The sequence below is a fragment of the Pseudonocardia sp. P-1 genome, assembly GCF_058111925.1.
Window position 1 is genome coordinate 1,018,258 of sequence record NZ_CM176614.1, and the last position, 21,654, is coordinate 1,039,911.

Sequence of the window (21,654 nt, forward strand, 5' to 3'; positions counted from 1 at the left end):
CGGTGCCGTCCGATCCTGGGCACCGGCGGCGCCCGCGGAATCGGCGCGGCGGCGTATCCCGGCGCTGCCGCAACGGTTCGACCGCACGTACCGCAGAGAGTTGATGACACCGGTCGGTGGGCCCGCGAGGCTGATCGACATGACCGACTCACTCGTGGCGATCCTCCTGCCGGGCGCCGGCGGCCGCCCGCAGCTCGGCGGGACCGGAACCCTGGTGACGCCCACCGCCGTCCTCGTCCACCCACCGCTGTCGCGACGGCTGCGGGACGGCGAGGGCCCCGCACCCGTACGGGTCGCGGTGTGCGGCTGGGACCCGGCCGGGACCGAGGTGATCGACGTCGCGGGGGTGCAGGTCAGCGGTCGGTCCCCGGCCGGGGCGGACGAGCCGGTCGTCGGGCTGGTGCTGGCGACGCCGTCGTCGCGGGCCGGGACGGACGGCTTCGGCAGCGAGGAGGCGGTCGCGGCGCACCTGCTCACCCCGTACGACGCCGTGACCCGCCCGGCCGCCCCCGCCGTCGACCCGGGTGCCACGGTCGACCCGGGTCCCGGTGGGCGGTCCGGTGGGACCGGTGACCCGTCCCCCGGTCGCAATGTCCCGGACTCCGGCGACGCGGAGGAGGACGGCACGGGCGTCGGCACCGGGCCGCCGGCCGGCCCGGGTGACGGCGAGGGCGGGCGTCGGCCGCCGCCGGAGTCCCCGTCGATCCTGTGCAGCTTCCTCGGGATCTTCTGCCGGTAGGGACGCGATGACCACCCGGCGCCGCTCGGTCGGCGAGATCCTGGTCGTCGGGCTGGCGGTCGGGGCCGACCTCTACGTACACGGCGGCGACAGCAGGCTGCGCGGCGGCGGGGAGCTCCCGGCGTGGGTGGTGCCGCTCGTCGAGGTGGTCGTACTGGCGACCCTGCTGCTCCGGTGGCGGTACCCGTACCGGGTGTTCGCCCTCCAGTGGTGCTGGGCGCTGGCCGGGCTGGTGCTGCCCGGGTTCGCGCCGTTCGCGGGGCTCCTCGTGGCGCTGCACGCCGTCGCCTGCCGGGCGCCGGCCCGGTACTCGCTCGCGGTGCTCGCGGCGAGCCCGGTCCCGCTCGCGGTGAGCAACGCCAACGCCGCCGGTGGGGTGGGGTCGCGCTTCTTCGCCGCGCTGTGCCTGGCCTGGGCCGTCGTCCTCGCCGCGGTCTGGGCGGTCGGGCGGCTCACCCACCTCGCCGAGCGGCGGACACGGCTGGTGGAGCAGCTGCGCGAGCGCGACGCCGCCGACGCCGTCCGGGCCGAGCGGCTGCACCTGGCCCGGGAGCTGCACGACATCGTGGCGCACACGGTCAGCGCGATGGTCCTGCAGACCGCGGGGGCCCGGGTCCGCCTGACCGCGGGCCCCGACGACGACCCGACCCGGGCCGAGGTGGTCGCCGCGCTGGCGGCGGTGGAGGCGAGCGGGGTGACGGCGATGACCGAGATGCACCGGATGCTGGGGCTGCTGCGCGCGCACTCCCCCGGCCCGGACCCGGCCGGGGACGGCGTCGTCGCACCGCGCCTGGCCGACGTGCCGCACCTGCTGGAGACCTCCCGCGCGTCCGGGCTCGACGTCGAGCACGTCGTCGACGGCGCTCCGGGCCGGGCCGACCCGAGCGTGGAGCTGACCGCCTTCCGGGTCGTGCAGGAGGGGCTCGCCAACGCGATCAAGCACGGCGGCGCCGGGGCACTGGTCCGGGTGCACGAGCTGTGGGAGCCCGGACGGCTGCGAATCACCGTGCGCAGCTCCCCGGGGATCGCCGGCCCGGACCACGGGCTGCCGGTCGGCGGGCACGGGCTGCGCGGGCTCGCCGAACGGGCCGCGCTGGTCGGCGGGCACATCGAGTCCGGCCCGGGCGGCGACGGGTTCGTCCTGCGTGCCGAGCTCCCGCTCGACGGCTCCGGGGCGGGGGCGCGGTGACCGTCACCGTGGTCGTCGCCGACGACGACCCGCTCGTCCGCACCGGTGTGGGCATGCTCCTGCGCAGCGCCCCGGACCTGGCCGTGGTCGGTGAGGCCGCCGACGGCGCCGCCGCGGTCGAGCTGGTGCGGCGCGACCGCCCGGACATCGTCGTGATGGACCTGCGGATGCCGGGCGCCGACGGGACCGCCGCCACGCGGGCGATCACCGCGGACCGGGCCGACGACCCGGACCTGCTGACCCGCGTACTGGTGCTCACCACCTTCCACGACGACGACGCCGTGTACGGCGCCCTGCGCGCGGGTGCCAGCGGCTACCTGCTCAAGCACGCGGCCCCGGCGGACCTGGTCCCCGCGGTGCGCCGGGTCGCGGCGGGCGACGCGTGGCTGGACCCGGCCGTCGCGAGCCGGGTGATCGCCGCGCTCGTGGCCACCGACCCCGACCGCGACGACCCGCCCCAGCTCCTGGCCCGGCTCACCGCGCGTGAGCGCGAGGTGCTGGCCCTCATGGCGCACGGACGGTCCAACGACGAGATCGCCGCGGGGCTCGTGCTGTCCGGCGCGACCGTCCGCACCCACGTCAACCGGATCCTCATGAAGACCGGGACGGGGAACCGGACGAACGCGGTGATCCTCGCCTTCCGCAGCGGGCTGGTGGACCCACGGCGGTGACGACGCTCAGTCCTGCTTCCGCGCCCGGCTCGGCTGCACCCGCGGCGGCTCGCCGGGCATCTTGGGGTACTCCGGCGGGTAGGGCAGGTCCCCCAGCCCCCGTTCGGCCTCGTCCTCGGCGTACCACTCCAGCGCGGTCGCGCAGCTCCCCCGGTCCTCGCCCGCGCCGGCGTGCGGGTCCCCGTGGCGCTCCAGCAGCCCGGGCACGGTGCGCAGGGTGAACCCGGCGGGGTCGACCTCGGGCAGGTCGTCCCAGGTGACCGGCATGGAGACGGTCGCGGCGGGCAGCCCGCGCACCGACCAGGCCGAGGCGATCGTGCGGTCGCGGGCGGCCTGGTTGTAGTCGAGGAACACCCGCTCGCCGCGCTCCTCCTTCCACCAGTCGACGGTGGCGAGCTCCGGGATGCGCCGGCAGACGCGGCGGGCGAGCGCGATGACCGCGTGCCGGACCTGCACGAAGTCCCACTCGGGCCGGATCGGGCAGGCGACGTGCACGCCCCGCCCGCCGGAGGTCTTGGCCCATCCGGTCAGCCCGGCCTCGGTGAGGACCTCGCGCAGCGCCTGCGCGACGACGACGGCGTCGCCGAAGTCGGTGCCCGGCTGCGGGTCGAGGTCGATGCGCAGCTCGTCGGGGTGCTCGGTGTCGGGGCAGCGGACCGGCCACGGGTGGAAGTCGAGGGTGTTGAGGTTCGCCGCCCAGACGATCGTCGCGGGCTCGGTGACCGACACCGACTCGGCGGTACGGCCGCTGGGGAAGGTCACCGTGCAGGTCCGCACCCAGTCCGGCGCGCCCTTCGGGACGCGTTTGACGAAGAACGGCTCGCCGTCCACCCCGGAGTTGAACCGCTTCAGGTTCGTGGGGCGGTCGCGCAGCGCGGCGGCCATGGGCTCCCCCACCGCGACGTAGTACTCGACCACCTCGCGCTTGGTGATGCCGAGCTCGCCGAACACGACCTTGTCCGGGCTGGTCAGGCGGACCTCACGCGGCCCGTCGGGCCCGTCCACCTGCAGCATCACGACCTCACTGCTCGCCACCCGGCGAACCTACCCCCGGCGTCTATCGTGTGCCCATGAGTTCCGACCGGTCCCCCCGGTTCGACGACGACCTGCTGGGCCTCGACCCGGACGACCCGGAGGCGCGGGCGTTCGCCGCGCACCTGGACCGCATGCAGCGGGTGCCGTCGTGCTCGGTGGAGGGCTACATCCGCGGCGTCGGGGACTTCGCGGAGTCGGCGAACCGGCTCCGGGGGCCGCAGCGCGCCGCCGCCGTCGGGGTGACGGTGCTGCTGCTGCTCGTCGCGGCCTGGGTCATCGCGAACGCGGCCGGGTTCGTCCTCGCCACCTGGGTCTGACGACCGGCGGCGCACGACCGATCAACGGGTTACCGTGGATGCATGGGTCTGTTCAGCCGCAACACCACCACCTCCGACGCCGAGCTCCCGGCGGCGCCGGTGCAGAAGACCGACGACGAGTGGCGGGCCCAGCTCAGCCCGGAGGAGTACCAGGTGCTCCGCAAGGCCGGGACCGAGCGCCCGTTCACCGGTGAGTACACCGACACGACCACCACCGGCGTCTACCGCTGCCGGGCGTGCGGGGCGGAGCTGTTCCGCAGCGACTCCAAGTTCGAGTCGCACTGCGGGTGGCCGTCGTTCTTCACCCCGCTCGCGGGTGAGGCCGTCATCGAGCGCACCGACTCCAGCCTCGGCATGACGCGCACCGAGGTGCTGTGCGCGACCTGCCACGGCCACCTGGGCCACGTGTTCGCCGGGGAGGGCTACGGCACCCCCACCGACCTGCGCTACTGCATCAACTCGGTGTCGCTGACCCTCGAGCCCGCCGCGGAGTAGGGGCCGCCGGGCGGCGGTCCCCACCCGCCGCTCAGGGCAGGGACGCGACGAGGTCGCCGACCTCGACCCGCGGGCCGGTGTAGAACGGGATCTCCTCGCGCACGTGGCGGCGGGCCTCGGTGCCGCGCAGGTGCCGCATGAGGTCGACGATGCGGTACAGCTCGTCGGCCTCGAAGGCGAGGATCCACTCGTAGTCGCCGAGGGCGAAGGCCGGGACGGTGTTGGCGCGCACGTCGGCGTAGTCCCGGGCCTCCTTGCCGTGGTCGGCGAGCATCGTCCGACGCTCGGCGTCGGGCAGCAGGTACCACTCGTAGGACCGCACGAACGGGTAGACGCAGAGGTAGCGCTTCGGGTCCTCACCGGCCATGAACGCCGGGACGTGGCTCTTGTTGAACTCCGCCGGGCGGTGCAGCGCGGTCTGGCTCCAGACCGGCACGCTCGCCCGGCCGAGCGCGGTGGTGCGGCGCAGGTCGGAGTAGGCGGCCTGCAGCGACTCGATCTCCGAGGCGTGCCACCAGATCATGTAGTCGGCGTCGTGCCGCACGCCGGCGAGGTCGTAGACGCCGCGGACGGTGACGTCCTTGTTGGCGAGCGAGTCGAGGTACTCGGTCGCCTCGCGGGCGGCGGCCGAGCGGTCGTCGCCGAGGCGGCCGGGCTCGGCCCGGAAGACCGACCACATGGTGTAGCGGATGGTGTCGTTGATCGCTTTGACGTCCACGCGGGCCATGTCCGGCATGGTACGCGGCCGGTGAGGGTGCCCTCAGCGACCGGTCCGTGCGGCGGGCAGGGCCGGGGCGAGCCGCTCGGCGGCGGCCCGGGCGGTCGCGACACAGGCGGGGACGCCGACCCCGTGCAGCATCGACCCGGCGATCTCCAGCCCCCCGACGGCGGCGACGGCGGACTCCAGCGCGTCGACGACCCCGCCGTGCCCCACGCCGTACTGCGGCAGACCGCCGCCCCAGCGCTGCACGAACGACGCGACCGGGACGGCGTCGACGCCGTCGAGCACGGCCAGGTCGGCACGGACACGGGCGACGAGCTCGGCGTCGTCGACCTGCAGGCCCGCCTCCTCGCCGAACCGGCCGATCGAGGCCCGGAGCCGGACCAGGCCGTCCTCACCGAGGTGGGCCCACTTCGTCGACGCGTGGGTGACGCCCTTGACCGACAGGGGCTCGTCCGCGGCGACCAGACAGCCGGAGGTGCCGGGCATGCCGGTGACGTCGGCGGCCCGGAAGGCGAGCGCGACGACCGCGGAGGAGGCGAGCTCGATCCGCCCGGCCGCGGCGGCCGCGGCCGGGGCGACCGGCTCCAGCAGCCGGCGGGCGGCGGGGGCGGGGACGGCGAGGACGACGGCGTCGACGTCGAGCGCCTCCGGCTGCGGGACCGGTCCGAGGACGAGCCGCCAGCCGTCGGGGCGGCGGTGCAGCTCCCGCACGGTGACGCCGGTGCGCACCCGGGCCCCGGACGCGGCGACGAGTGCGGCGATCACCTCGCGGTAGCCGCCGCGCACGGCACCGAAGACCGGTCCCGCGGCCACCGGCTGTGGCACCGCGGAGGGGCCGGCCCCGGAGCCCGCGGCGGCGGTCGGCACGGCGGCCCGGCTCCCGGTGACCCGGCTCCCCGCGACCGGCGGTGTGGTGGCGCCGACCCCGCGGCCGGTGTCCCGGCGGCGAGGGTGCCGCTGCGCTGGCCGGACGCGGCCATCCCGGTACTGGCCGCCTCGGTGAGCGACCCGGCCCCGGCGTCGAGCGCGGCGGCCAGCGCCGGGACGGTGGCGCGCAGGCCGAGCCGGTCGACCCGCCCGGCGTAGACACCGCCCAGGAGCGGGTCGGCGATCCGGTCGACCACCTCGGGGCCGAACCGGCGGCGCAGCAGCGCCCCGAGCGCGACATCGGTGCCCGGGTCCCAGTCCAGCGGCGTGGTCGGCTCGGCGGCGACCGCGGCCCGTCCGGCGTCGGACAGCACTCCCCCGAGGTCGGCGTCACGACCGGGCACGCCCATCAGCGTGCCGCGGGGCAGGCCGACGGTCCGCCCGCCGGCGCGGATCGTCGCCGTCGCCGCGGTGGGGTGGGTGAGCGCGTCGGCCAGCCCGATCTCGGTGAGCAACGCGGGGACCTCGGGGCGGCGGACGAGGAAGGCCTCGGCGCCGACGTCGAAGGGCGCCCCCGCGAGGTCGACCGTGCGCAGCACACCGCCGAGCCGGTCACGCTGCTCGAGCACGACGATCTCGGCGGCCGGGCCGAGCAGCGTGCGCAGCCGGTGCGCGCAGGCCAGACCGGAGACACCGCCGCCGACGACGGCGACGCGGGTCATCGCGACGGACGGTCGCCCGTCGGCCCGGCCACGGGCTGGGCGTGCACCGTCTCGACGGTCCGGGTGATCGCGTCCGGGTCGGTGGGGGGCAGGACACCGTGGCCGAGGTTGAACACGTGCCCGCGGGTGCGGGCCCCCTCGGCGGCGATCCGCACGACCTCGGCGTCGACGGCCTCCTGACCGGCGAACAGCACCGCCGGGTCCAGGTTGCCCTGCACGGGCACCGCGCCGCCGGCCCGGCGGGCCGCGACGTCGAGCGGGGTCCGCCAGTCGACGCCGATCACGTCGGCGCCCGCGTCGGTCATCGCACCCAGGAGCTCGGCCGTGCCGACCCCGAAGTGGATCCGCGGCACGCCGGCCCCGGCGAGCGCGCCGAGCACGGCGGCGGAGTGCGGCAGCACGAACTCGCGGTAGTCGCGCTCGGACAGCGCGCCCGCCCAGGAGTCGAACAGCTGGACCGCGTCCACCCCGGCGGCGACCTGCTGCTGCAGGAACGTGCCGGTGAGCACGGCGAGCTTGCCGAGCAGGGCGTGCCACACGTCGGGGGCCGAGCGCATGAGGGACTTGGTCCGCTCGTGGTTGCGGCTCGGGCCGCCCTCGATGAGGTAGGAGGCGAGGGTGAACGGGGCGCCCGCGAACCCGATCAGCGGGACGCGGCCCAGCTCGGGCAGCAGCAGGCCGATCGCCTCGGTGACGCGCGCCACCTGCTCGGGCGCCAGCTCGGGCAGCGCCGCGACGTCGGCGGCGGTGCGGACCGGCGAGTCCACGACGGGTCCGGTGCCCGGCACGATGTCCACCCCGATGCCAGCCAGGTACAGCGGCACCACGATGTCGGAGAACAGGATGGCCGCGTCCATGTCGTGGCGGCGGACCGGCTGCAGGGTGATCTCGCAGGTCAGGTCCGGGGTGAGACACGCCTCGAGCATCGCGTTGTCCCGGCGCAGGGCCCGGTACTCCGGCAACGAGCGACCCGCCTGGCGCATGAACCAGACCGGCAGCCGCGACGGCGTCGCACCGCGCGCTGCGTCGAGGAACGGTGCTCCCGCGAGGTCGCGGCGGGCGGGGGGCGCGGAGACGATGCCTGCAGTCATGACCTCCTGATGATCCCACGCGGACCGGGCCGGTGCTCGGGCGCCCCGGCGCGCCTGCCAGGGACGACGGGTGTCGCACCCTAGAGTCCGACGCCGTGCCGGACCCGAACTCACCACCACCAGCAGCGTTCCGCAGCGCGGTCCGCTCGCTCGCGTCGGTCCGACCGCGCCCCGAGCTCGTGGTGCGGCCGCTCGAGGCCCCTCCCCGGCTCGCGCCGTACAGCTGGGCGACCAGCGTCGAGGCCGACATCGGGCACCGCGGCGACGGGACCGACGACCTCGACGAGCCGGACACCTCCGGCCGGTTGATCCTGCTCCACGACCCCGACGGCCAGGAACGCTGGGAGGGCACCTTCCGGCTGGTCTGCTTCGTGCAGGCCCGGTTGGAGCCCGGCCAGCTCGGCGACGACATGCTCCCGCGGATCGGCTGGTCCTGGCTGACCGACGCCCTCGAGCACGCCGGCGCCGGGTTCACCGCGCTCGGCGGGACCGTCACCCAGACCTCGTCGGTCCGCTTCGGCGGGCTCAGCGGCGGCGGTGGCGGCCCCGGCGACGGGCCGCCGCGGGAGGACGACGTCGAGCTGCGCGCCTCCTGGTCGCCCACGGAGAGCGACGGCGATCTGTCCCGACACGCCGTCGCGTTCGCGTCCCTGGTGTCGACCGCTGCGGGTCTGCCGCCGGTCGGCGCAGTGCCGTTGAGCCGATCACCCGGCTGAACGTCGCAGGTCAACGGCATGCGTCGGAAATCTTTCACCCGGAGGGGTGGGACCGCGCCCACATGCATGTAACTTTCCAGGCCGGAAAGACGAATGCACACCAGACGTTAGGCCGCATGGAGGGATACCATCTCTTCCATGGCACCCGCCCGGGCGGCCGAGCGCCACTCTCCGTCCCTCGGGTTCCGGTGTTGGTCGGGGGCGTACGACCGACTCCAGGAAGGTTGACGACGTGGCTGTACTTGGCCAGCAAGTGCCGGCGCAGAGCTCCGGCAGCACCACCCCAGGTGGCGCTCCGATCGGTGGAGCAGTGCTCTCGCCGGGGATCGTCCCGCAGCCGCGGGAGGAGCTGTTCACGGTTCTCGTCGTGGACGACCACCCGCTGCTCCGCGAGGCGATCGCCGGACGGCTGCGCTCCATGGGAGCGGGCACCGTGCACGAGGCCGCCTCGGTCACCGAGGCGCGGGCCCGCGCCCACGCCGCGGGTCCCTGCGACCTCGCGATCCTCGACCTGACCCTGCCGGACGGCAGCGGGCTGGACCTGGTCAGCGAGCTCCGCTCGCTGGGCTGGAACCGGCTGGTCGTGCTCGCCTCCTCCGACGACCCGTACGCGGTCCGCTCGGCGTTCCAGGCCGGCGCGCAGGCCTACCTGCTCAAGTCGGCCTCGCCCTCGGTCGTGACCGACGGCGTCAAGCGGGTCCTCGACGGCGGCGTCTACGCCGACCCGACGGTCGCCCCGCTGCTCGCCACCGGGTCCCGCGTGCCCGGCACCGACAACACCCCGCGGGAGCTCTCGGCCCGCGAGGTCGAGGTGCTGCAGCTCGTCGCGGACGGCCAGTCCAACAAGGAGATCGGTGAGGCCCTGAACCTCTCCGCCCTCACGGTGAAGAGCCACCTCTCCCGGATCGGCCGCAAGCTCGGCACCGGCGACCGCGCCCAGATGGTCGCGCTCGCCATGCGCGCGGGGGTCATTCGCTGACTCCCGGGACCGGCGCCGCCGGCGGTACGGACACGACCCGGCCGCCGGTCTCGGCGACTCCGGACGGTTCACCCGATCCGGTACCGCTGCTCCGTCCCGCCGACGGCCTCCCCCCGGTCACCGCGACCGCCGACGACCTCGCCCGCGTGGCCGCGGCGATCGCCGGCGGCAGCGGCCCGGTCGCCGTCGACGCGGAGCGTGCCTCCGGCTTCCGGTACTCCCAGCGTGCCTACCTGGTGCAGCTCCGGCGTGCCGGGGCCGGGTCCGCGCTGGTGGACCCGATCCCGCTGCGCGGCGAGCTGGGCCCGCTCGCCGAGGCCCTCGACGGCCCGGAGTGGGTGCTCCACGCGGCCTCCCAGGACCTCCCGTGCCTGGCCGAGCTGGACCTGCGCCCGGCGTCGCTGTTCGACACCGAGCTCGCCGGCCGGCTGGCCGGGCTGCCCCGGGTCGGACTCGGCCCGATGGTGGAGAACCTGCTCGGTCTCGGCCTGGAGAAGGGGCACGGCGCCGCCGACTGGTCGCGTCGCCCGCTCCCCGAGGACTGGCTGGTCTACGCCGCGCTCGACGTCGAGGTGCTCGTCGACCTGCGCACGGTCCTGACCCGGATGCTCGACGAGCAGGGCAAGCTCGACTGGGCACGCCAGGAGTTCGAGGCGGTCCGCACCGCCCAGCCACCCCCGCCGCGCGCGGAGCCCTGGCGGCGCACCTCCGGCATCCACAAGGTCCGCCGTCCCCGCCCGCTCGCCGCGGTCCGGGAGCTGTGGCAGGCGCGTGACTCCCTCGCCGCCGAGCGCGACATCGCCCCCGGCCGGGTCCTGCCCGACGCCGCGATCGTCGACGCCGCGGTGCGCAACCCCGACTCCCCGCAGGCACTGGCCGAGCTGCCGGTGTTCCGCGGACGCTCCCAGCGCAGGCTGGCCCGCTACTGGTTCGACGCGCTGCGCCGGGCCGCCGACCTCCCCGAGACCGAACTGCCGCGCGGCGCCGCCACCACCGACGGCCCGCCGCCGGTGTCGCGCTGGGCCGACCGCGACCCCGACGCCGCGGCCCGGCTCGCCGCCGCCCGCGCGGCACTGACCACGGTCTCCGAGCAGCACGACGTGCCGGTGGAGAACCTGTTGCAGCCCGACCTGCTGCGCCGGGTCTGCTGGACCCCGCCCACCGACGGCGACCTCCCGGCCGCCCTGGTCGCCGGCGGCGCCCGCCCGTGGCAGGTCGAGCTGCTCGCCCCGCTGCTCGAACCGGCCCTGGCCACCCGGGCCCGCTGAGCCGCCGGGGCCTCCCCGCCCGCGTCCCGGTGGAGACACCCGCCCGGGTGAGTCACCCGGACCGGGCCGGCCTCCGGTCAGCGGGCGAGGACCGGGGCCCCGCCCGAGGGCGCCGGGGCCGTGCTGTCGTCGGGCAGCGCGACGTGCACCTCCAGTCCCCCGCCGGGCACCGCCTCGGCGTGCACGGACCCGCCGTGCGCGGAGGCCACCGACCGCACGATCGACAACCCCAGCCCGGAGCCGCGGGTGTGGGCGGTGCGGGCCACCGGGCCCCGCCGGAACGGCTCGAACAGCTCGGCCACCCTGTCCGGTGCCAGCTCCGGCCCGGACGACGCGACCCGCAGCACGACCCCCGGCTCCGGCGCGCCGGTCCCGCAGCCGACCTCGATCCAGCCGCCGTCGCGGTTGTGCCGCACCGCGTTCTCCAGCAGATTCGCCACCATCCGGCGCAGCAGCGGCTCGTTGCCCCGGGTCGTCGCGGGCCGCGGGTCGGTGCGCACGACCAGGCCGCGGACGGCGACGTCCCCGGCCACGGCCGCGAGCTCCGCGGCGACGAGCGCGGCCAGGTCCACCGGAACCCGGTCGGAGCCCGGCATCGCTCCCCCGGCCTCGGTGCGGGCGAGCAGCAGCAGCCCGCTGACCAGCTCGTCGCAGCGGCGGCCCGCCTCCCGGACGACCCCGGCCATCCGGCGCAGCTCCTCGGCGTCGGCGTCGGGGTCCTGCAGCGTCACGTCGATCTCGGTGCGCAGCACCGCGAGCGGGGTGCGCAGCTCGTGCCCGGCGTTGGCGACGAACCGGGACTGGGCGTCGAACGCGGCCTGCAGCCGGTCCAGCATCGCGTCGACGGCGGCGGCCAGCTCGGCGACCTCGCCGCGGGCACCGGCGAGCGCGACCCGCTCGTCGAGCGAGCTCGCCGAGAGCCGCGAGGTGGTCTCGACGACCCGGCGCAGCGGGTGCAGCACCCGCCCGACCAGCACCCAGGACGTGACCGCCCCGGCCGCGACGACCAGCGGGAACGCGATCAGCCCGGCCCGCAGCACCTCGGCGCGGGCCGCGGCGGCGACCGCGTCGCGGGCGGTCTCGGCGGGCACGGCGACCCCGCCGACGAACACCGTCCCGGGCAGCGCCGGGGTGCCCGCGACCACCGCGCCGACCAGCATCCAGCCGAGCCAGAGCAGCAGCGCGGCGACCGCGGCGACGAGCGCCGTCGCGAGCAGCGTCAGCCGCGGCCGGAGGGCGCCCACGCCGTCACGCCGTGGGGGTCCCGTCGGCGGGCACCCGGTACCCGGCACCGACGACGGTGTCGATCGGACCCGGCGCACCGAGCTTCTTGCGCAGGGTCATGACGGTGACCCGCACCGTGGTGGTGAACGGGTCGGCGTTCTCGTCCCAGACGCGTTCGAGCAGCTCCTCCGACGACACCACGGCCCCGCCCGCGGCGAGCAGGACCTCCAGCACGCCGAACTCCTTGCGGGTCAGCTCGACCGGCCGCCCGGAGCGCAGCACGGTGCGCCGGGCCGGGTCCAGCACGACGTCGCCTGCCCGCAGCGTGGGCGGCACCGCCGGGGTCGCCCGGCGGCCGAGCGCCCGGACCCGGGCGACCAGCTCGGGGAAGTCGAACGGCTTGGCCAGGTAGTCGTCGGCGCCACGGGACAGGCCCTCGACCTTGTCGGCCGGGGTGCCCGACGCGGTGAGCATCAGCACCCGGGTCAGGCCGCCCGCGGCGACGAGCTCGTCGCACAGGTCGTCGCCGCTGCGGCCGGGCAGGTCCCGGTCGAGGACGGCGACGTCGTAGCGGGTCACCGACAGCTTCTCCGAGCCCTCGTCGCCGTCGTAGGCCACGTCGACGGCCATCCCGTCCCGGCGCAGGCCGCGCACGACGGCGTCGGCCATCGCCGGCTCGTCCTCGACGACGATGACGCGCATCAGCGGGTGCGCTCCCGCCCGGGAACGGCGTCCTCGGGGGTCGAGGGGACCGCCGCGGCCGCCCACTCGGTGATCCGGCGGGCCATGTCCTGCTCGGTCAGCCCGGTCGCGGCGAGCACGTCGTCGCGGCTGCCGTGTTCCAGGTACTCCTGGGGCAGCGCGAGGTCGCGCTGGCGCACGTCGAGCTCGGCGGCGCGCAGCGCGTCGGACAGCGCGGAGCCGAACCCGCCGTGCGTGCCGCAGTCGGAGACGGTGACCACGAGCTGGTGGTCGGCGGCCAGCGTGAGCAGCTCCCGCGGGACCGGCAGCACCCACCGCGGGTCGACGACGGTCACGTCGACGCCCTGGTCGGCGAGCCGCTGCGCGACGGCGACGCCGGCCTTCGCGAACGCCCCGACGCAGACCAGCAGGACCTGGGAGCGCCCGTCGGACGGCTCGTGCAGCACGTCGACCCCGGCCGGGCCGTCGAGGCGGCGCAGCGCGGGCACCGAGCCGATCACCGAGCCCTTGGGGTAGCGCAGGGCGGTCGGGCCGTCGGTGACCGCGGTGGCCTCCCGGAACTCCTCGCGCAGGGTCTCCTCGTCACGGGGGGCCGCGACCCGCATGCCGGGCACGATGCCCAGCAGCGACAGGTCCCACATCCCGTTGTGCGACGGGCCGTCGCTGCCGGTGACCCCGGAGCGGTCCAGCACCAGCGTGACGCGCTCGCGGTGCAGGCCCACGTCCATCAGCAGCTGGTCGAAACCGCGGTTGAGGAACGTCGAGTACAGCGCGACGACGGGGTGCCGCCCGGCCCGGGCCAGCCCGGCGGCGGTGGTCAGCGCGTGCTGCTCGGCGATCCCGACGTCGACGATGCGGTCCGGGTGGGCGGCCGCGAACGGCGCCAGGCCGGTCGGGCCGAGCATCGCCGCGGTGATGGCGACGACGTCGGTGCGCCGCGACCCCAGCGCCACCATCTCCTCGGCGAACACGTCGGTCCAGCCGGTGACCGGGGTGCCGGTGGGCAGACCGGTCTCCGGGTCGAACGCGGCCGGGCTGTGCATCTGCTCGGCCTCGTCGTTCTCCGCGGGCGGGTAGCCGTTGCCCTTGCGGGTGACCGTGTGCACGATGACCGGCCCGCCGAAGCGCTTCGCCCGGCGCAGCGCCGACTCGAGCTGGCCGATGTCGTGGCCGTCGACCGGGCCGAAGTACTTGAGCCCCAGGTCGGAGAACAGCTCCTGCGGGGAGAGCGCGTCCTTCACCCCGGCCTTGAACGCGTGCAGGCCGGCGTAGAGCGCGGGCCCGACCACGGGGGTGCCGCGGACGGTGCGCTTGCCGGCCTCGAGCACCCGCTCGTAGCCGGGCTGCAGCCGCAGCGACGCGAGCCGGTCGGCCAGCCCGCCGATGGTCGGCGAGTAGGAGCGGCCGTTGTCGTTCACGACGACCACGACGTTGCGGTCCTCGCCGGCCGCGATGTTGTTGAGCGCCTCCCAGGCCATGCCACCGGTCAGCGCCCCGTCGCCGATCACGGCGACGACGTGCCGGTCGACCCCGGTCAGGGCGTGCGCGCGGGCGATCCCGTCGGCCCAGGACAGCGACGACGACGCGTGGCTGGACTCGACGTGGTCGTGCTCGGACTCGGCGCGGCTCGGGTAGCCCGACAGCCCGCCGGTCTTCTTCAGCCGGTCCCAGCCCTCCTGACGGCCGGTCAGCAGCTTGTGCACGTACGCCTGGTGCCCGGTGTCCCAGATCAGGGTGTCCTGCGGGGACTCGAAGACCCGGTGCAGGGCGATGCTCAGCTCCACCACACCCAGGTTGGGCCCCAGGTGGCCCCCGGTGCGGGACACCGCCTTGATCAGGAACCCACGGATCTCGGCCGCGAGCGAGGTCAGCTCGTCGGGCCCGAGCCCTCGCAGATCGGCCGGGCGCCGGATCGCCGAGAGTCCCCGGTTCGTCGTCACGTACTGCCTCCTCGCCGCCGGCCCCGTTCGGGCGTCCTCCACCACGGAGGACCGGCATCGACTCGTGGTCCCACTCTACGGACCGGTAGCCGAGGCGACCCGATGGCGCTGCCGGGCGCGGCGGGCGTCGACCGTCACCCGGACGGTGCCCGCCGCGTCCCGTGCTGCGACGCGGTACGTCCACTGTTCTCACCAACCCCAGTTACGCATTGTCGATCTCCTTTCGCACTCAGACCCACAGTTGATCGACACAATGGCCGCGGCCCTTACCGCGGACGCGTTCACCAACCCCAGTTGCGCATCGGACACCCCTTTCCTGATCGACATCTCCCACGTCGTGGCGCCGTCGTGACATCACGGGACAGCGATTACCGGCATACCGACATGGTCTCTCACGCATTCACCGGTGCCGCCGCCGAAAAGGGTGACCCGCCGTCGACCCGCGAACAAACCAGGGAGCACCATTGCGATATCAACAATCACCGGTCCGGCCGTGCGGCCGGCACTCAGCGTGATCACACCACTCGTCCGAGCAGCTACGACACGATCACGAAGCCGTATCGATCACAGACGGCGACGGGTGCGGTTAGGATCACGGAGGGGCGGCACGCCGGTCGCTGCCGCGGACGGGCAGGATCGGGTGGGACGACGCCGGCGAGGGAGGGACGTATGGCCCCGGAACCGGTCCGGCTGCACCAGGTCACCCGCTGGCCGATCTGGTCCATCCCGGGACGGCTGCTCGGCCCGGTCCTCGCCGTGGAACTGCTGGCGGTCTGCCTGGTGCTCGCCGGGCTGCTGAACCCGCCCCGGCTCGACCACGCGACACTGGTGCTGCTCGCCACGCTGACCGTGGCCGGGATCCTGCACACCGAGGTCGTGGCCGGCGTCGAACGCATCCGGCGCTACACCGCCGAGACCCACCACGTGAACCTGACCTCGGTCTGGACCTTCGCCTCGGCCCTGCTGCTGCCGCCGGTACTGGGCGCGTTCGTGGTGGTGGTGGTCTACACCCACCTCTACGTCCGGGTGCTGCGGCCGGTGCCGCCCCCGGACCGCAGGCCGGTCTACCGCGAGGTCTACAGCACCGCGACGGTCATCCTGTCCGTGCACGCGGCGGCCGGGGTGCTCGCCGCGACCCGGCCCGGCGAGCTCTACGGCAGCCTGCCCGGCACCCTCGCGCTGCTGCTCGCGCTGCTGACCTACACCGTCGTCAACACCTGCCTGGTCCTCGGCGTGGTCGCGGTGGCCAGCCCGGACACCCGGGTGGTGCGCATCCTGTTCGGCGGCGACGAGCTCACCCTGGAGCTGGCGACCCTCTGCCTGGGGGCGCTGACGGCGGGGGCGCTGGCCGCGAGCGGGCCGTTCGTCGCGCTGCTCGCGGTGCCGCCCATCCTGGCCCTGCACCGCACGATCCTGGTCCGCCAGCTGCGCGAACGGGCCGACACCGACGCCAAGACCGGGCTGCTCAACCACGCGGCCTGGCACCTGCGCGGGACCCACGAGCTGACCCTCGCCGAACGCGAACGGCGGCCCGCGGCGCTGCTGATCCTCGACCTGGACCACTTCAAGGAGATCAACGACACGCACGGCCACCTCTACGGCGACCAGGTCCTCGCCGCCACCGCCCAGATGCTGCGCGAGGAGCTGCGCGACCACGACCTCGTCGGCCGGTTCGGCGGGGAGGAGTTCGTCGTGCTGCTCCCCCGGCTCTCCGGCAACGACGGGCGCGAGGAGGTCCGGCAGATCGCCGAGCGGCTGCGCAGGCGGATCGCGGGCGGCTCCGGCCCGGTGGCACCGCCGGACGGGGTCCCGGCCCAGCGGCTGCCCGCACCGTCCCCGGGCGCCGCCCGGAGCGACGGCCGTCCGTCGCCCCGGGCCGGCGCCGGGATCACCGTCTCGATCGGCGGGGCGCTGTTCCCCGACGACGGCCACGCCCTGACCGGCCTGCTCGAGGTCGCCGACTCCGCGCTCTACGCGGCCAAGCGGGCCGGGCGCGACGCCGTGCGGATCGGGCGCCACACCTTCCCGGCCGAACCCGAACACGCCTGACGTTCCCGCGCCGACGCCCGTTCCCTCCGGGACGGAGCCGATCAGCCGCAACGGCTCGGTGTCCCCTGTGGCCCGGCGGCCCGGAGCCCGTCGTGCCCGGCGACCCATCCCCCGTCGCCCACGCCGGCCCGGGGCCCCGGTGCGGCGGCCCCGGTCGCCCGGGGGTCAGCGGCCGGGGACGCTCCCGTCGCGCCCGGTCCGGACCTGGTCGCGCCCGGCCCGCTTGGCCGCGTAGAGGGCGTGGTCGGCGACCTGCAGCAGCTCGTCGAGGGACTCGCCGTCGCCGCCGGTCACCGCGACCCCGACCGACACCGACAGGTCGCAGATGGTGATGCCGCCGCCCGGGCCGTCGACGTCCACGGCCAGCGAGCGGACGGTCCGCCGGATGCGCTCGGCCGCGTTGTGGGCGAGCTCGCGCCCCTCCGGCCCCACCGGCAGCCCGGCCAGCAGGACGACGAACTCCTCCCCGCCGAAGCGCCCGACCGGGTCGACCTCGCGGACCTGGGCCTTCAGCGTCCCGGCGACGGCGGAGAGCACCTCGTCGCCGGCGAGGTGGCCGTAGCCGTCGTTGACGGCCTTGAAGTGGTCCAGGTCGAGGATCAGCACCGCGACCGCACCGCGCTGGCGTCGCGCCCGGGCGAGCGCCCGGTGCGCCCGGGCTCGCCACGCGACGGCGGTCAGCAGGTTGGTCTTGGCGTCGGTGTTCGCCCGCTCCTCCAGCTGCCGGATCAGCACCGCCCGGTGCAGCACCAGCAGCGGCGGGAGGACCAGCAGCACGAGCAGCACCTGGCGCTGCACGGCGAGCGCGGCCAGCACCGCCAGACACAGCGTCGCGCCCTCCAGCACGTGGTCGTCCCAGTCCCCCACCAGACGTCGCCAGTCGGGGCGGTATGGCGAGGACAGCGCCAGCGCGGTCGCGACGAGCAGCTGGTTGACCAGTCCGTAGACCGCCATGGCCAGCAGGAGCGACAGGTAGCCGACCACCCGGCTCCCGCCACCGACCCCCGCGGCCGCGGTGAGCGACTCGGACGGGACGAGGACCGAGGCGGCCATCGCGGCCAGCACGACGGTCGCGGTGGTGTAGGCGTGCCGGTACAACTGCGCCCCGGCGGGACGCCAGACCCGCCACCACAGGTGGCCGTAGACGGCCACGACCACCAGGCCCGCCACCCCCGGCGGCAGCAGCAGCGCGGCCGCGAAGGTCCAGACCGTCGACAGGTCGAAGTAGGAGACGTGTGCGACCCGCCGGCGCACCCGCTCGATGCCGGTCGCCAGCTCGGTGTGCACCGCGCCGAGCGCCGCCAGACCGAGTGCACCCAGCGCCAGCAGGCCGGTGTCGCGGTCCCACGGCAGCCGGGCCAGGTCGGCCACGACGAGCACCACGGCGGTGAGCTCGACGAGCACCAGCACGGCGAGCACCCGCGCCGGCAGGCCGCGGAAGGGCCAGCGGGGCCGTTCGGGGTCACCACCCCGGATCCCGGTCACGGACACCTACCCGAAAGGACGGGACCGATCAGCCCATCGCGTTCATGCGACACCGTCGATATCACCCGAATGGGTACAATGGTCGTCGGTTCGTCACAATGAGTGACGGAGCTGGCGGCGGTGACGCCATACCGGACGACAGGAGGTGACGTCGTGCGCAACCGAGGCTGGTGATCACCGGGAACGACGCGTGCCGGGGTCATGCGACCGCCCCCGGACCGGCCGACCGGAGCATCCGGAACGCACCGAGGGCGAGCACGATCCCCACCGCACCGAACACACCGAGCGCCGTCGCCGGAGCGGTCCACTCGGCCAGTACCCCGCCGGCGAGGACCGCGACCCCCTGGGTCGCCACGAGACCCGACGCGGCGACGCCCACGGCGCTCCCGCGGACCGCGCTCGGCGTGGCCCGCGCGAAGCCCGACTGGGCCGCGATCAGGCAGGCCGTGGCGCAGGCTCCCGAGACCGCCCAGAGTGCGACCGCCTGCCACAGGCCCGCCGCCAGCGGCGTCAGGGCGAGCGGCAGCGCCGCCCCGACGGCCAGCGGTACCAGGCCGCGCTCGCGCAGCCGGGCCGGCAGCACGTAGGCGACGACGAGGGCCCCGACCGCGCTGCCCGCCGGGTCGGCCGCCATCAGCAGCCCGGTCGCCGCCGGGCCCGCCCCGATCGCGACGGCGTAGGCCGCCGCCAGCGCCTCGGGCAGCACGAAGATGCCGAGCATCCAGGCCATCAGGGCCAGCGGGCGCCGCCGGGGGTGGCCGAACACGATCGGCAGGCCGGTCAGCGCCGTCCGCCACCAGGCGCCGTACCGGGCCGCCCACCGCGTCGCCGACCCGGGCCCCGGCGCCGCCGCGAGCGCCGCGGCCGTCGCCGCCGACGGTCCGGCCGCGACCGCCGCGTGCCGGGACCGGACACCGAGGGCGAGGAGCACCGCCGAGCCGACGAACGTCGCGGCGTCGACCAGCAGCGCGCCGCGCGGGGTCAGCGTCGCGACGAGCAGACCGCCCCCCGCGAAGCCCGCCACCTGCGCCACCTGCACCGAGACCTGGCGCAGCGCCAGACCGCGGGCGAGCAGGTCGCCGGACAGCAGGTCGGGCAGCAGGGCCGAGCGGGCCGCGGTGTGCGGGCCGCCCAGCAGGACGACCAGCACCAGCAGCGCCCCCAGGACCGGCAGCCCGGGACCGGGCACGGCCATGGCGACGACGAGACCGGCCCGGACCAGGTCGGTCCCGATAAGCAGCCGGCGACGCGGCCACCGGTCGGCGAGGTGGCCGAGCAGCAGCCCACCGAGCAGGGCGGGCAGGAAGGTCAGCGCGTAGACCCCCGCCGACCACGCGACCGAGCCGGTCTCGCTCAGCACCAGGACGGTCAGCGCGACCCGCGCGACCTGGTCGCCGGCGACCGACAGGACCTCCGCGGTCCACAGCGCGCGGAAGTCCGGGACGGAGAAGGGGCCGCGGACGCCGGCGGCGGGATCGGGGTCGCGAGGCTCGTCGCCTCGCGTCCCGGAGCCGCCGCGCTCGACCATCGGCGTGGGGTCCCTTCGGAGTCCGGCGTGGGTGGCCCGCTGCGGACCCGGCACCCGACCTCGGCACGGGCCTACCACCTCGGCGTCGGCGGCGGGCAGGAGTTCCCGTCGAGCCTAGGTACCCCCCGCCCGGTCGTCGCCCCCGATGATCCGCCTGAAGCCAGGCGGCGCAACGACGGCGGCGAACGGCGTATGAGCGGCGTCACAGATTTCTGTCGTGGGCCGTCATCGACGGCAAACGGTCGACGGCAAGCGGTCGACGTGACCGTCACACAACGGTCCGCACCGGGATCAGAGCAGGTCCGCGACGTGCGCCGTCTCGTTCACCGTCCGGACCTTGCGCATCCCGTCACGGGCGCACACCACCCGCGAGATCCCGACGTAGTCCAGCGGGAACGGCAGGTCCCGGCCGATACCCAGCACCTCGGCGAGATAGGCGTTGACCACGCCCGCGTGCGCGACGACGACCACCGTCGCCCGTCCCGGGTGGGCCGCGACGACCTCCTCGATCCCGGCGCACACCCGGGCCCGGAACGCGGCGCCGTCGACGTGCTCGGGCAGGTGCCCGGCCCGCATCCGCTCCCACGCCGCCGGGTCGGCCTGCGCCATCCGGGCGACCGGCACGTAGAGCGAGCGTTCGGCGTCGTACTCGCGCAGGTCGGAGCGGGTGTGCGGGGTGAGACCGCGCTCGCGCGCGAGCGGCTCGGCGGTCTGGACCGCGCGGAGCATCGTGCTGGTGTGCAGCGCGTCGACCGGGGTGCCGGCCAGCGCGTCGACCAGCCGGGCGGCCTGGTCCCGGCCCTGCGGCGCGAGGCCCGGGTCGGCGTGGGTGCCGTCGTCGTGCTCGACGGCCTCGGGCAGCGCGTGCCGGACGAGCAGCAGGTGCACCCGCTCAGCCCGGGACGTGCGCGTCGTGCCCGGCGGCCCGCAGCGCCGTGCGCAGGGCCTCGGCGTGCCCGTCCTGCTCGGCGCCGTCGACGGTGGCGGCCGCGTTCGCGAAGTCGAAGGCCCGCATGTCCCAGGCCGGGAAGACGTGGACGTGCAGATGGGGCACCTCGAACCCGGCGACCAGCAGACCGACCCGCGGCGGCGACCAGATCTCCCGCACCGCGAGCCCGACGGTCCGCGACACCTCGGTGAGGTGGGCGACGAGCCCGGCGTCGGCGTCGACCCACTGGTCGATCTCCGCGCGCGGCACGACGAGCGTGTGCCCGGGGCCGAGCGGGTTGATCGACAGGAACCCGACGCACTGCTCGTCGGCCCAGACGAACCGGCCCGGGATCTCGCCGTTGATGATCTTCGTGAAGACGGTGGCCACGGATCCGGACCCTAGTGGCCCGCGGCGCGGGGTGAGGAACGGCGGGCGCGGGGCCCCCGGCCGCCCTAGGATTTCGGGCATGCCCCGCACCATCGCCCGCAACGACCGCGTCGACCGGGACGAGCTGCTCGAGTTCGTCCGTCCCCGGCACCACATGGTGCTGATGACCACCCGTTCCGACGGCGGCGTGCAGGCCTCCCCGGTCACCGGCGGCGTCGACGACGACGGACGCATCGTGATCGCCACCTACCCCGAGCGCGCCAAGTCGGCCAACGTCGCGAAGGCCGGCCGGGCCGCGGTCGTCGTGCTGAGCGAGGAGTTCGACGGCGCCTGGGTGCAGGTCGAGGGCGACGCCGAGCTCATCACGCTGCCGGACGCGCTCGAGCCGCTGGTCGACTACTTCCGTGCCGTCTCCGGCGAGCACCCGGACTGGGACGAGTACCGCCGTGCCATGTCCGACCAGGGGAAGGCCCTGATCCGCATCACCCCGGCCCGGTGGAGCCCGGTCGCCACCGGCGGCTTCCCCGCCCGGCTCGCCGACTCCTGACCGTTCCTGGGACGATCGACCGCCCCCGTCCGCAGCTGCTGCGGACGC

General features: G+C 75.6%; 20 protein-coding genes and 1 pseudogene. 10 read left to right on the forward strand and 11 right to left on the reverse strand.

All coding sequences use genetic code 11. The features are described 5' to 3' along the window. The first annotated feature begins 139 nt into the window (after window positions 1-139). The 3 genes from AC0GKK_RS04850 to AC0GKK_RS04860 are packed head-to-tail and all read left to right on the forward strand — an operon-like array spanning window position 140 to window position 2,599. Complete coding sequence (locus tag AC0GKK_RS04850; protein WP_489883253.1) at window positions 140-739, forward strand: hypothetical protein; 600 nt, start codon at window positions 140-142, stop codon at window positions 737-739. A gap of 7 nt (window positions 740-746) precedes the next feature. After that, entirely contained in the window at window positions 747-1,928 is a 1,182-nt protein-coding gene (locus tag AC0GKK_RS04855) for a sensor histidine kinase (RefSeq protein WP_405417844.1), read from the forward strand. After that, the gene (locus AC0GKK_RS04860; RefSeq protein ID WP_489883254.1) at window positions 1,925-2,599 is read left to right on the forward strand and encodes a response regulator; all 675 of its coding nucleotides are present in this window, start codon (window positions 1,925-1,927) and stop codon (window positions 2,597-2,599) included. Before AC0GKK_RS04855 ends, AC0GKK_RS04860 begins: the two co-directional genes overlap by 4 nt. 6 nt (window positions 2,600-2,605) lie before the next feature. Here AC0GKK_RS04860 and ligD read toward each other — a convergent pair whose 3' ends face one another. Then, complete coding sequence (ligD, locus tag AC0GKK_RS04865) at window positions 2,606-3,613, reverse strand: non-homologous end-joining DNA ligase (protein ID WP_489883986.1); 1,008 nt, start codon at window positions 3,611-3,613, stop codon at window positions 2,606-2,608. Window positions 3,614-3,669: 56 nt separating this feature from the next. Here ligD and AC0GKK_RS04870 point away from each other — a divergent pair, with 56 nt between their 5' ends. Together AC0GKK_RS04870 and msrB are read left to right on the forward strand one after the other, a co-directional pair. Further along, a complete protein-coding gene (locus AC0GKK_RS04870) occupies window positions 3,670-3,951 on the forward strand; it encodes a hypothetical protein (protein ID WP_489883255.1) in 282 nt (93 codons plus the stop codon). A 42-nt stretch (window positions 3,952-3,993) separates the two neighbouring features. Then, window positions 3,994-4,446 carry a peptide-methionine (R)-S-oxide reductase MsrB gene (msrB, locus tag AC0GKK_RS04875; RefSeq protein ID WP_083474690.1) on the forward strand — a complete coding sequence of 151 codons (453 nt, stop codon included), beginning with the start codon at window positions 3,994-3,996 and terminating at the stop codon, window positions 4,444-4,446. A 31-nt stretch (window positions 4,447-4,477) separates the two neighbouring features. On the opposite strand, the gene hemQ is transcribed toward msrB, so the two are convergent. The 3 genes and pseudogenes from hemQ to hemE all read right to left on the reverse strand — a co-directional run bounded on the left by hemQ (window position 4,478) and on the right by hemE (window position 7,850). Next, window positions 4,478-5,173 carry a hydrogen peroxide-dependent heme synthase gene (gene hemQ, locus AC0GKK_RS04880; protein ID WP_489883256.1) on the reverse strand — a complete coding sequence of 232 codons (696 nt, stop codon included), beginning with the start codon at window positions 5,171-5,173 and terminating at the stop codon, window positions 4,478-4,480. A 33-nt stretch (window positions 5,174-5,206) separates the two neighbouring features. Continuing rightward, a pseudogene (gene hemG / locus AC0GKK_RS04885) lies at window positions 5,207-6,759 on the reverse strand (protoporphyrinogen oxidase). After that, complete coding sequence (gene hemE, locus AC0GKK_RS04890; protein ID WP_251786105.1) at window positions 6,756-7,850, reverse strand: uroporphyrinogen decarboxylase; 1,095 nt, start codon at window positions 7,848-7,850, stop codon at window positions 6,756-6,758. Before hemE ends, hemG begins: the two are co-directional and overlap by 4 nt. A gap of 95 nt (window positions 7,851-7,945) precedes the next feature. On the opposite strand from hemE, the gene AC0GKK_RS04895 reads away from it, so the two are divergent. The 3 genes from AC0GKK_RS04895 to AC0GKK_RS04905 all read left to right on the forward strand — a co-directional run bounded on the left by AC0GKK_RS04895 (window position 7,946) and on the right by AC0GKK_RS04905 (window position 10,813). Further along, on the forward strand, window positions 7,946-8,566 hold the full coding sequence (locus tag AC0GKK_RS04895) for a DUF3000 domain-containing protein (RefSeq protein ID WP_062402372.1): 621 nt from the start codon (window positions 7,946-7,948) through the stop codon (window positions 8,564-8,566). A 325-nt stretch (window positions 8,567-8,891) separates the two neighbouring features. Beyond that, window positions 8,892-9,545, forward strand: a complete 654-nt coding sequence (locus AC0GKK_RS04900) for a LuxR C-terminal-related transcriptional regulator (protein ID WP_033199956.1) — start codon at window positions 8,892-8,894, stop codon at window positions 9,543-9,545. 86 nt (window positions 9,546-9,631) lie between these two features. Continuing rightward, window positions 9,632-10,813: an HRDC domain-containing protein gene (locus AC0GKK_RS04905; protein ID WP_482638693.1), complete on the forward strand. Its 1,182-nt coding sequence runs from the start codon at window positions 9,632-9,634 to the stop codon at window positions 10,811-10,813. Between the two features lie 77 nt (window positions 10,814-10,890). Here the strand turns inward: AC0GKK_RS04905 and AC0GKK_RS04910 are convergent, their stop codons facing one another. From AC0GKK_RS04910 to dxs, 3 genes are read right to left on the reverse strand one after another with little or no spacing between them, the layout of a single operon-like run. Further along, window positions 10,891-12,057, reverse strand: a complete 1,167-nt coding sequence (locus AC0GKK_RS04910) for a sensor histidine kinase (RefSeq protein WP_482637216.1) — start codon at window positions 12,055-12,057, stop codon at window positions 10,891-10,893. A 4-nt stretch (window positions 12,058-12,061) separates the two neighbouring features. Then, window positions 12,062-12,739: a response regulator transcription factor gene (locus tag AC0GKK_RS04915; RefSeq protein ID WP_062404606.1), complete on the reverse strand. Its 678-nt coding sequence runs from the start codon at window positions 12,737-12,739 to the stop codon at window positions 12,062-12,064. Continuing rightward, the gene (gene dxs, locus AC0GKK_RS04920) at window positions 12,739-14,679 is read right to left on the reverse strand and encodes a 1-deoxy-D-xylulose-5-phosphate synthase (protein WP_208820160.1); all 1,941 of its coding nucleotides are present in this window, start codon (window positions 14,677-14,679) and stop codon (window positions 12,739-12,741) included. The genes AC0GKK_RS04915 and dxs overlap by 1 nt, the downstream gene beginning before the upstream one ends. A 669-nt stretch (window positions 14,680-15,348) precedes the next feature. Between dxs and AC0GKK_RS04925 the strand changes: the two genes are divergently transcribed. After that, window positions 15,349-16,728 carry a GGDEF domain-containing protein gene (locus tag AC0GKK_RS04925; RefSeq protein WP_405417860.1) on the forward strand — a complete coding sequence of 460 codons (1,380 nt, stop codon included), beginning with the start codon at window positions 15,349-15,351 and terminating at the stop codon, window positions 16,726-16,728. A 165-nt stretch (window positions 16,729-16,893) separates the two neighbouring features. Here AC0GKK_RS04925 and AC0GKK_RS04930 read toward each other — a convergent pair whose 3' ends face one another. From AC0GKK_RS04930 to AC0GKK_RS04945, 4 genes are all read right to left on the reverse strand, one after another. Then, the gene (locus tag AC0GKK_RS04930) at window positions 16,894-18,213 is read right to left on the reverse strand and encodes a GGDEF domain-containing protein (RefSeq protein ID WP_489883257.1); all 1,320 of its coding nucleotides are present in this window, start codon (window positions 18,211-18,213) and stop codon (window positions 16,894-16,896) included. 199 nt (window positions 18,214-18,412) lie between these two features. Further along, window positions 18,413-19,741, reverse strand: coding sequence for an MFS transporter (locus tag AC0GKK_RS04935; RefSeq protein WP_489883258.1), 1,329 nt, complete (start codon window positions 19,739-19,741; stop codon window positions 18,413-18,415). Window positions 19,742-20,032: 291 nt separating this feature from the next. Next, entirely contained in the window at window positions 20,033-20,629 is a 597-nt protein-coding gene (locus AC0GKK_RS04940) for a histidine phosphatase family protein (protein ID WP_251786098.1), read from the reverse strand. Between the two features lie 4 nt (window positions 20,630-20,633). Continuing rightward, complete coding sequence (locus AC0GKK_RS04945) at window positions 20,634-21,059, reverse strand: HIT family protein (RefSeq protein ID WP_062402348.1); 426 nt, start codon at window positions 21,057-21,059, stop codon at window positions 20,634-20,636. 79 nt (window positions 21,060-21,138) lie between these two features. Between AC0GKK_RS04945 and AC0GKK_RS04950 the strand changes: the two genes are divergently transcribed. Further along, a complete protein-coding gene (locus AC0GKK_RS04950; protein WP_208820148.1) occupies window positions 21,139-21,606 on the forward strand; it encodes a PPOX class F420-dependent oxidoreductase in 468 nt (155 codons plus the stop codon). Window positions 21,607-21,654: the final 48 nt, after the last annotated feature.

What these genes read in the sequence shown, in the direction of transcription:
- AC0GKK_RS04850 (WP_489883253.1), top strand. Translation starts at nt 140, where the DNA reads ATGACCGACTCACTCGTGGCGATCCTCCTGCCGGGCGCCGGCGGCCGC.
- AC0GKK_RS04855 (WP_405417844.1), top strand. Translation starts at nt 747, where the DNA reads ATGACCACCCGGCGCCGCTCGGTCGGCGAGATCCTGGTCGTCGGGCTG.
- ligD (WP_489883986.1), bottom strand. Translation starts at nt 3,613, where the DNA reads ATGCTGCAGGTGGACGGGCCCGACGGGCCGCGTGAGGTCCGCCTGACC.
- AC0GKK_RS04870 (WP_489883255.1), top strand. Translation starts at nt 3,670, where the DNA reads ATGAGTTCCGACCGGTCCCCCCGGTTCGACGACGACCTGCTGGGCCTC.
- msrB (WP_083474690.1), top strand. Translation starts at nt 3,994, where the DNA reads ATGGGTCTGTTCAGCCGCAACACCACCACCTCCGACGCCGAGCTCCCG.
- hemQ (WP_489883256.1), bottom strand. Translation starts at nt 5,173, where the DNA reads ATGGCCCGCGTGGACGTCAAAGCGATCAACGACACCATCCGCTACACC.
- hemE (WP_251786105.1), bottom strand. Translation starts at nt 7,850, where the DNA reads ATGACTGCAGGCATCGTCTCCGCGCCCCCCGCCCGCCGCGACCTCGCG.
- AC0GKK_RS04915 (WP_062404606.1), bottom strand. Translation starts at nt 12,739, where the DNA reads ATGCGCGTCATCGTCGTCGAGGACGAGCCGGCGATGGCCGACGCCGTC.
- AC0GKK_RS04925 (WP_405417860.1), top strand. Translation starts at nt 15,349, where the DNA reads ATGGCCCCGGAACCGGTCCGGCTGCACCAGGTCACCCGCTGGCCGATC.
- AC0GKK_RS04935 (WP_489883258.1), bottom strand. Translation starts at nt 19,741, where the DNA reads ATGGTCGAGCGCGGCGGCTCCGGGACGCGAGGCGACGAGCCTCGCGAC.
- AC0GKK_RS04950 (WP_208820148.1), top strand. Translation starts at nt 21,139, where the DNA reads ATGCCCCGCACCATCGCCCGCAACGACCGCGTCGACCGGGACGAGCTG.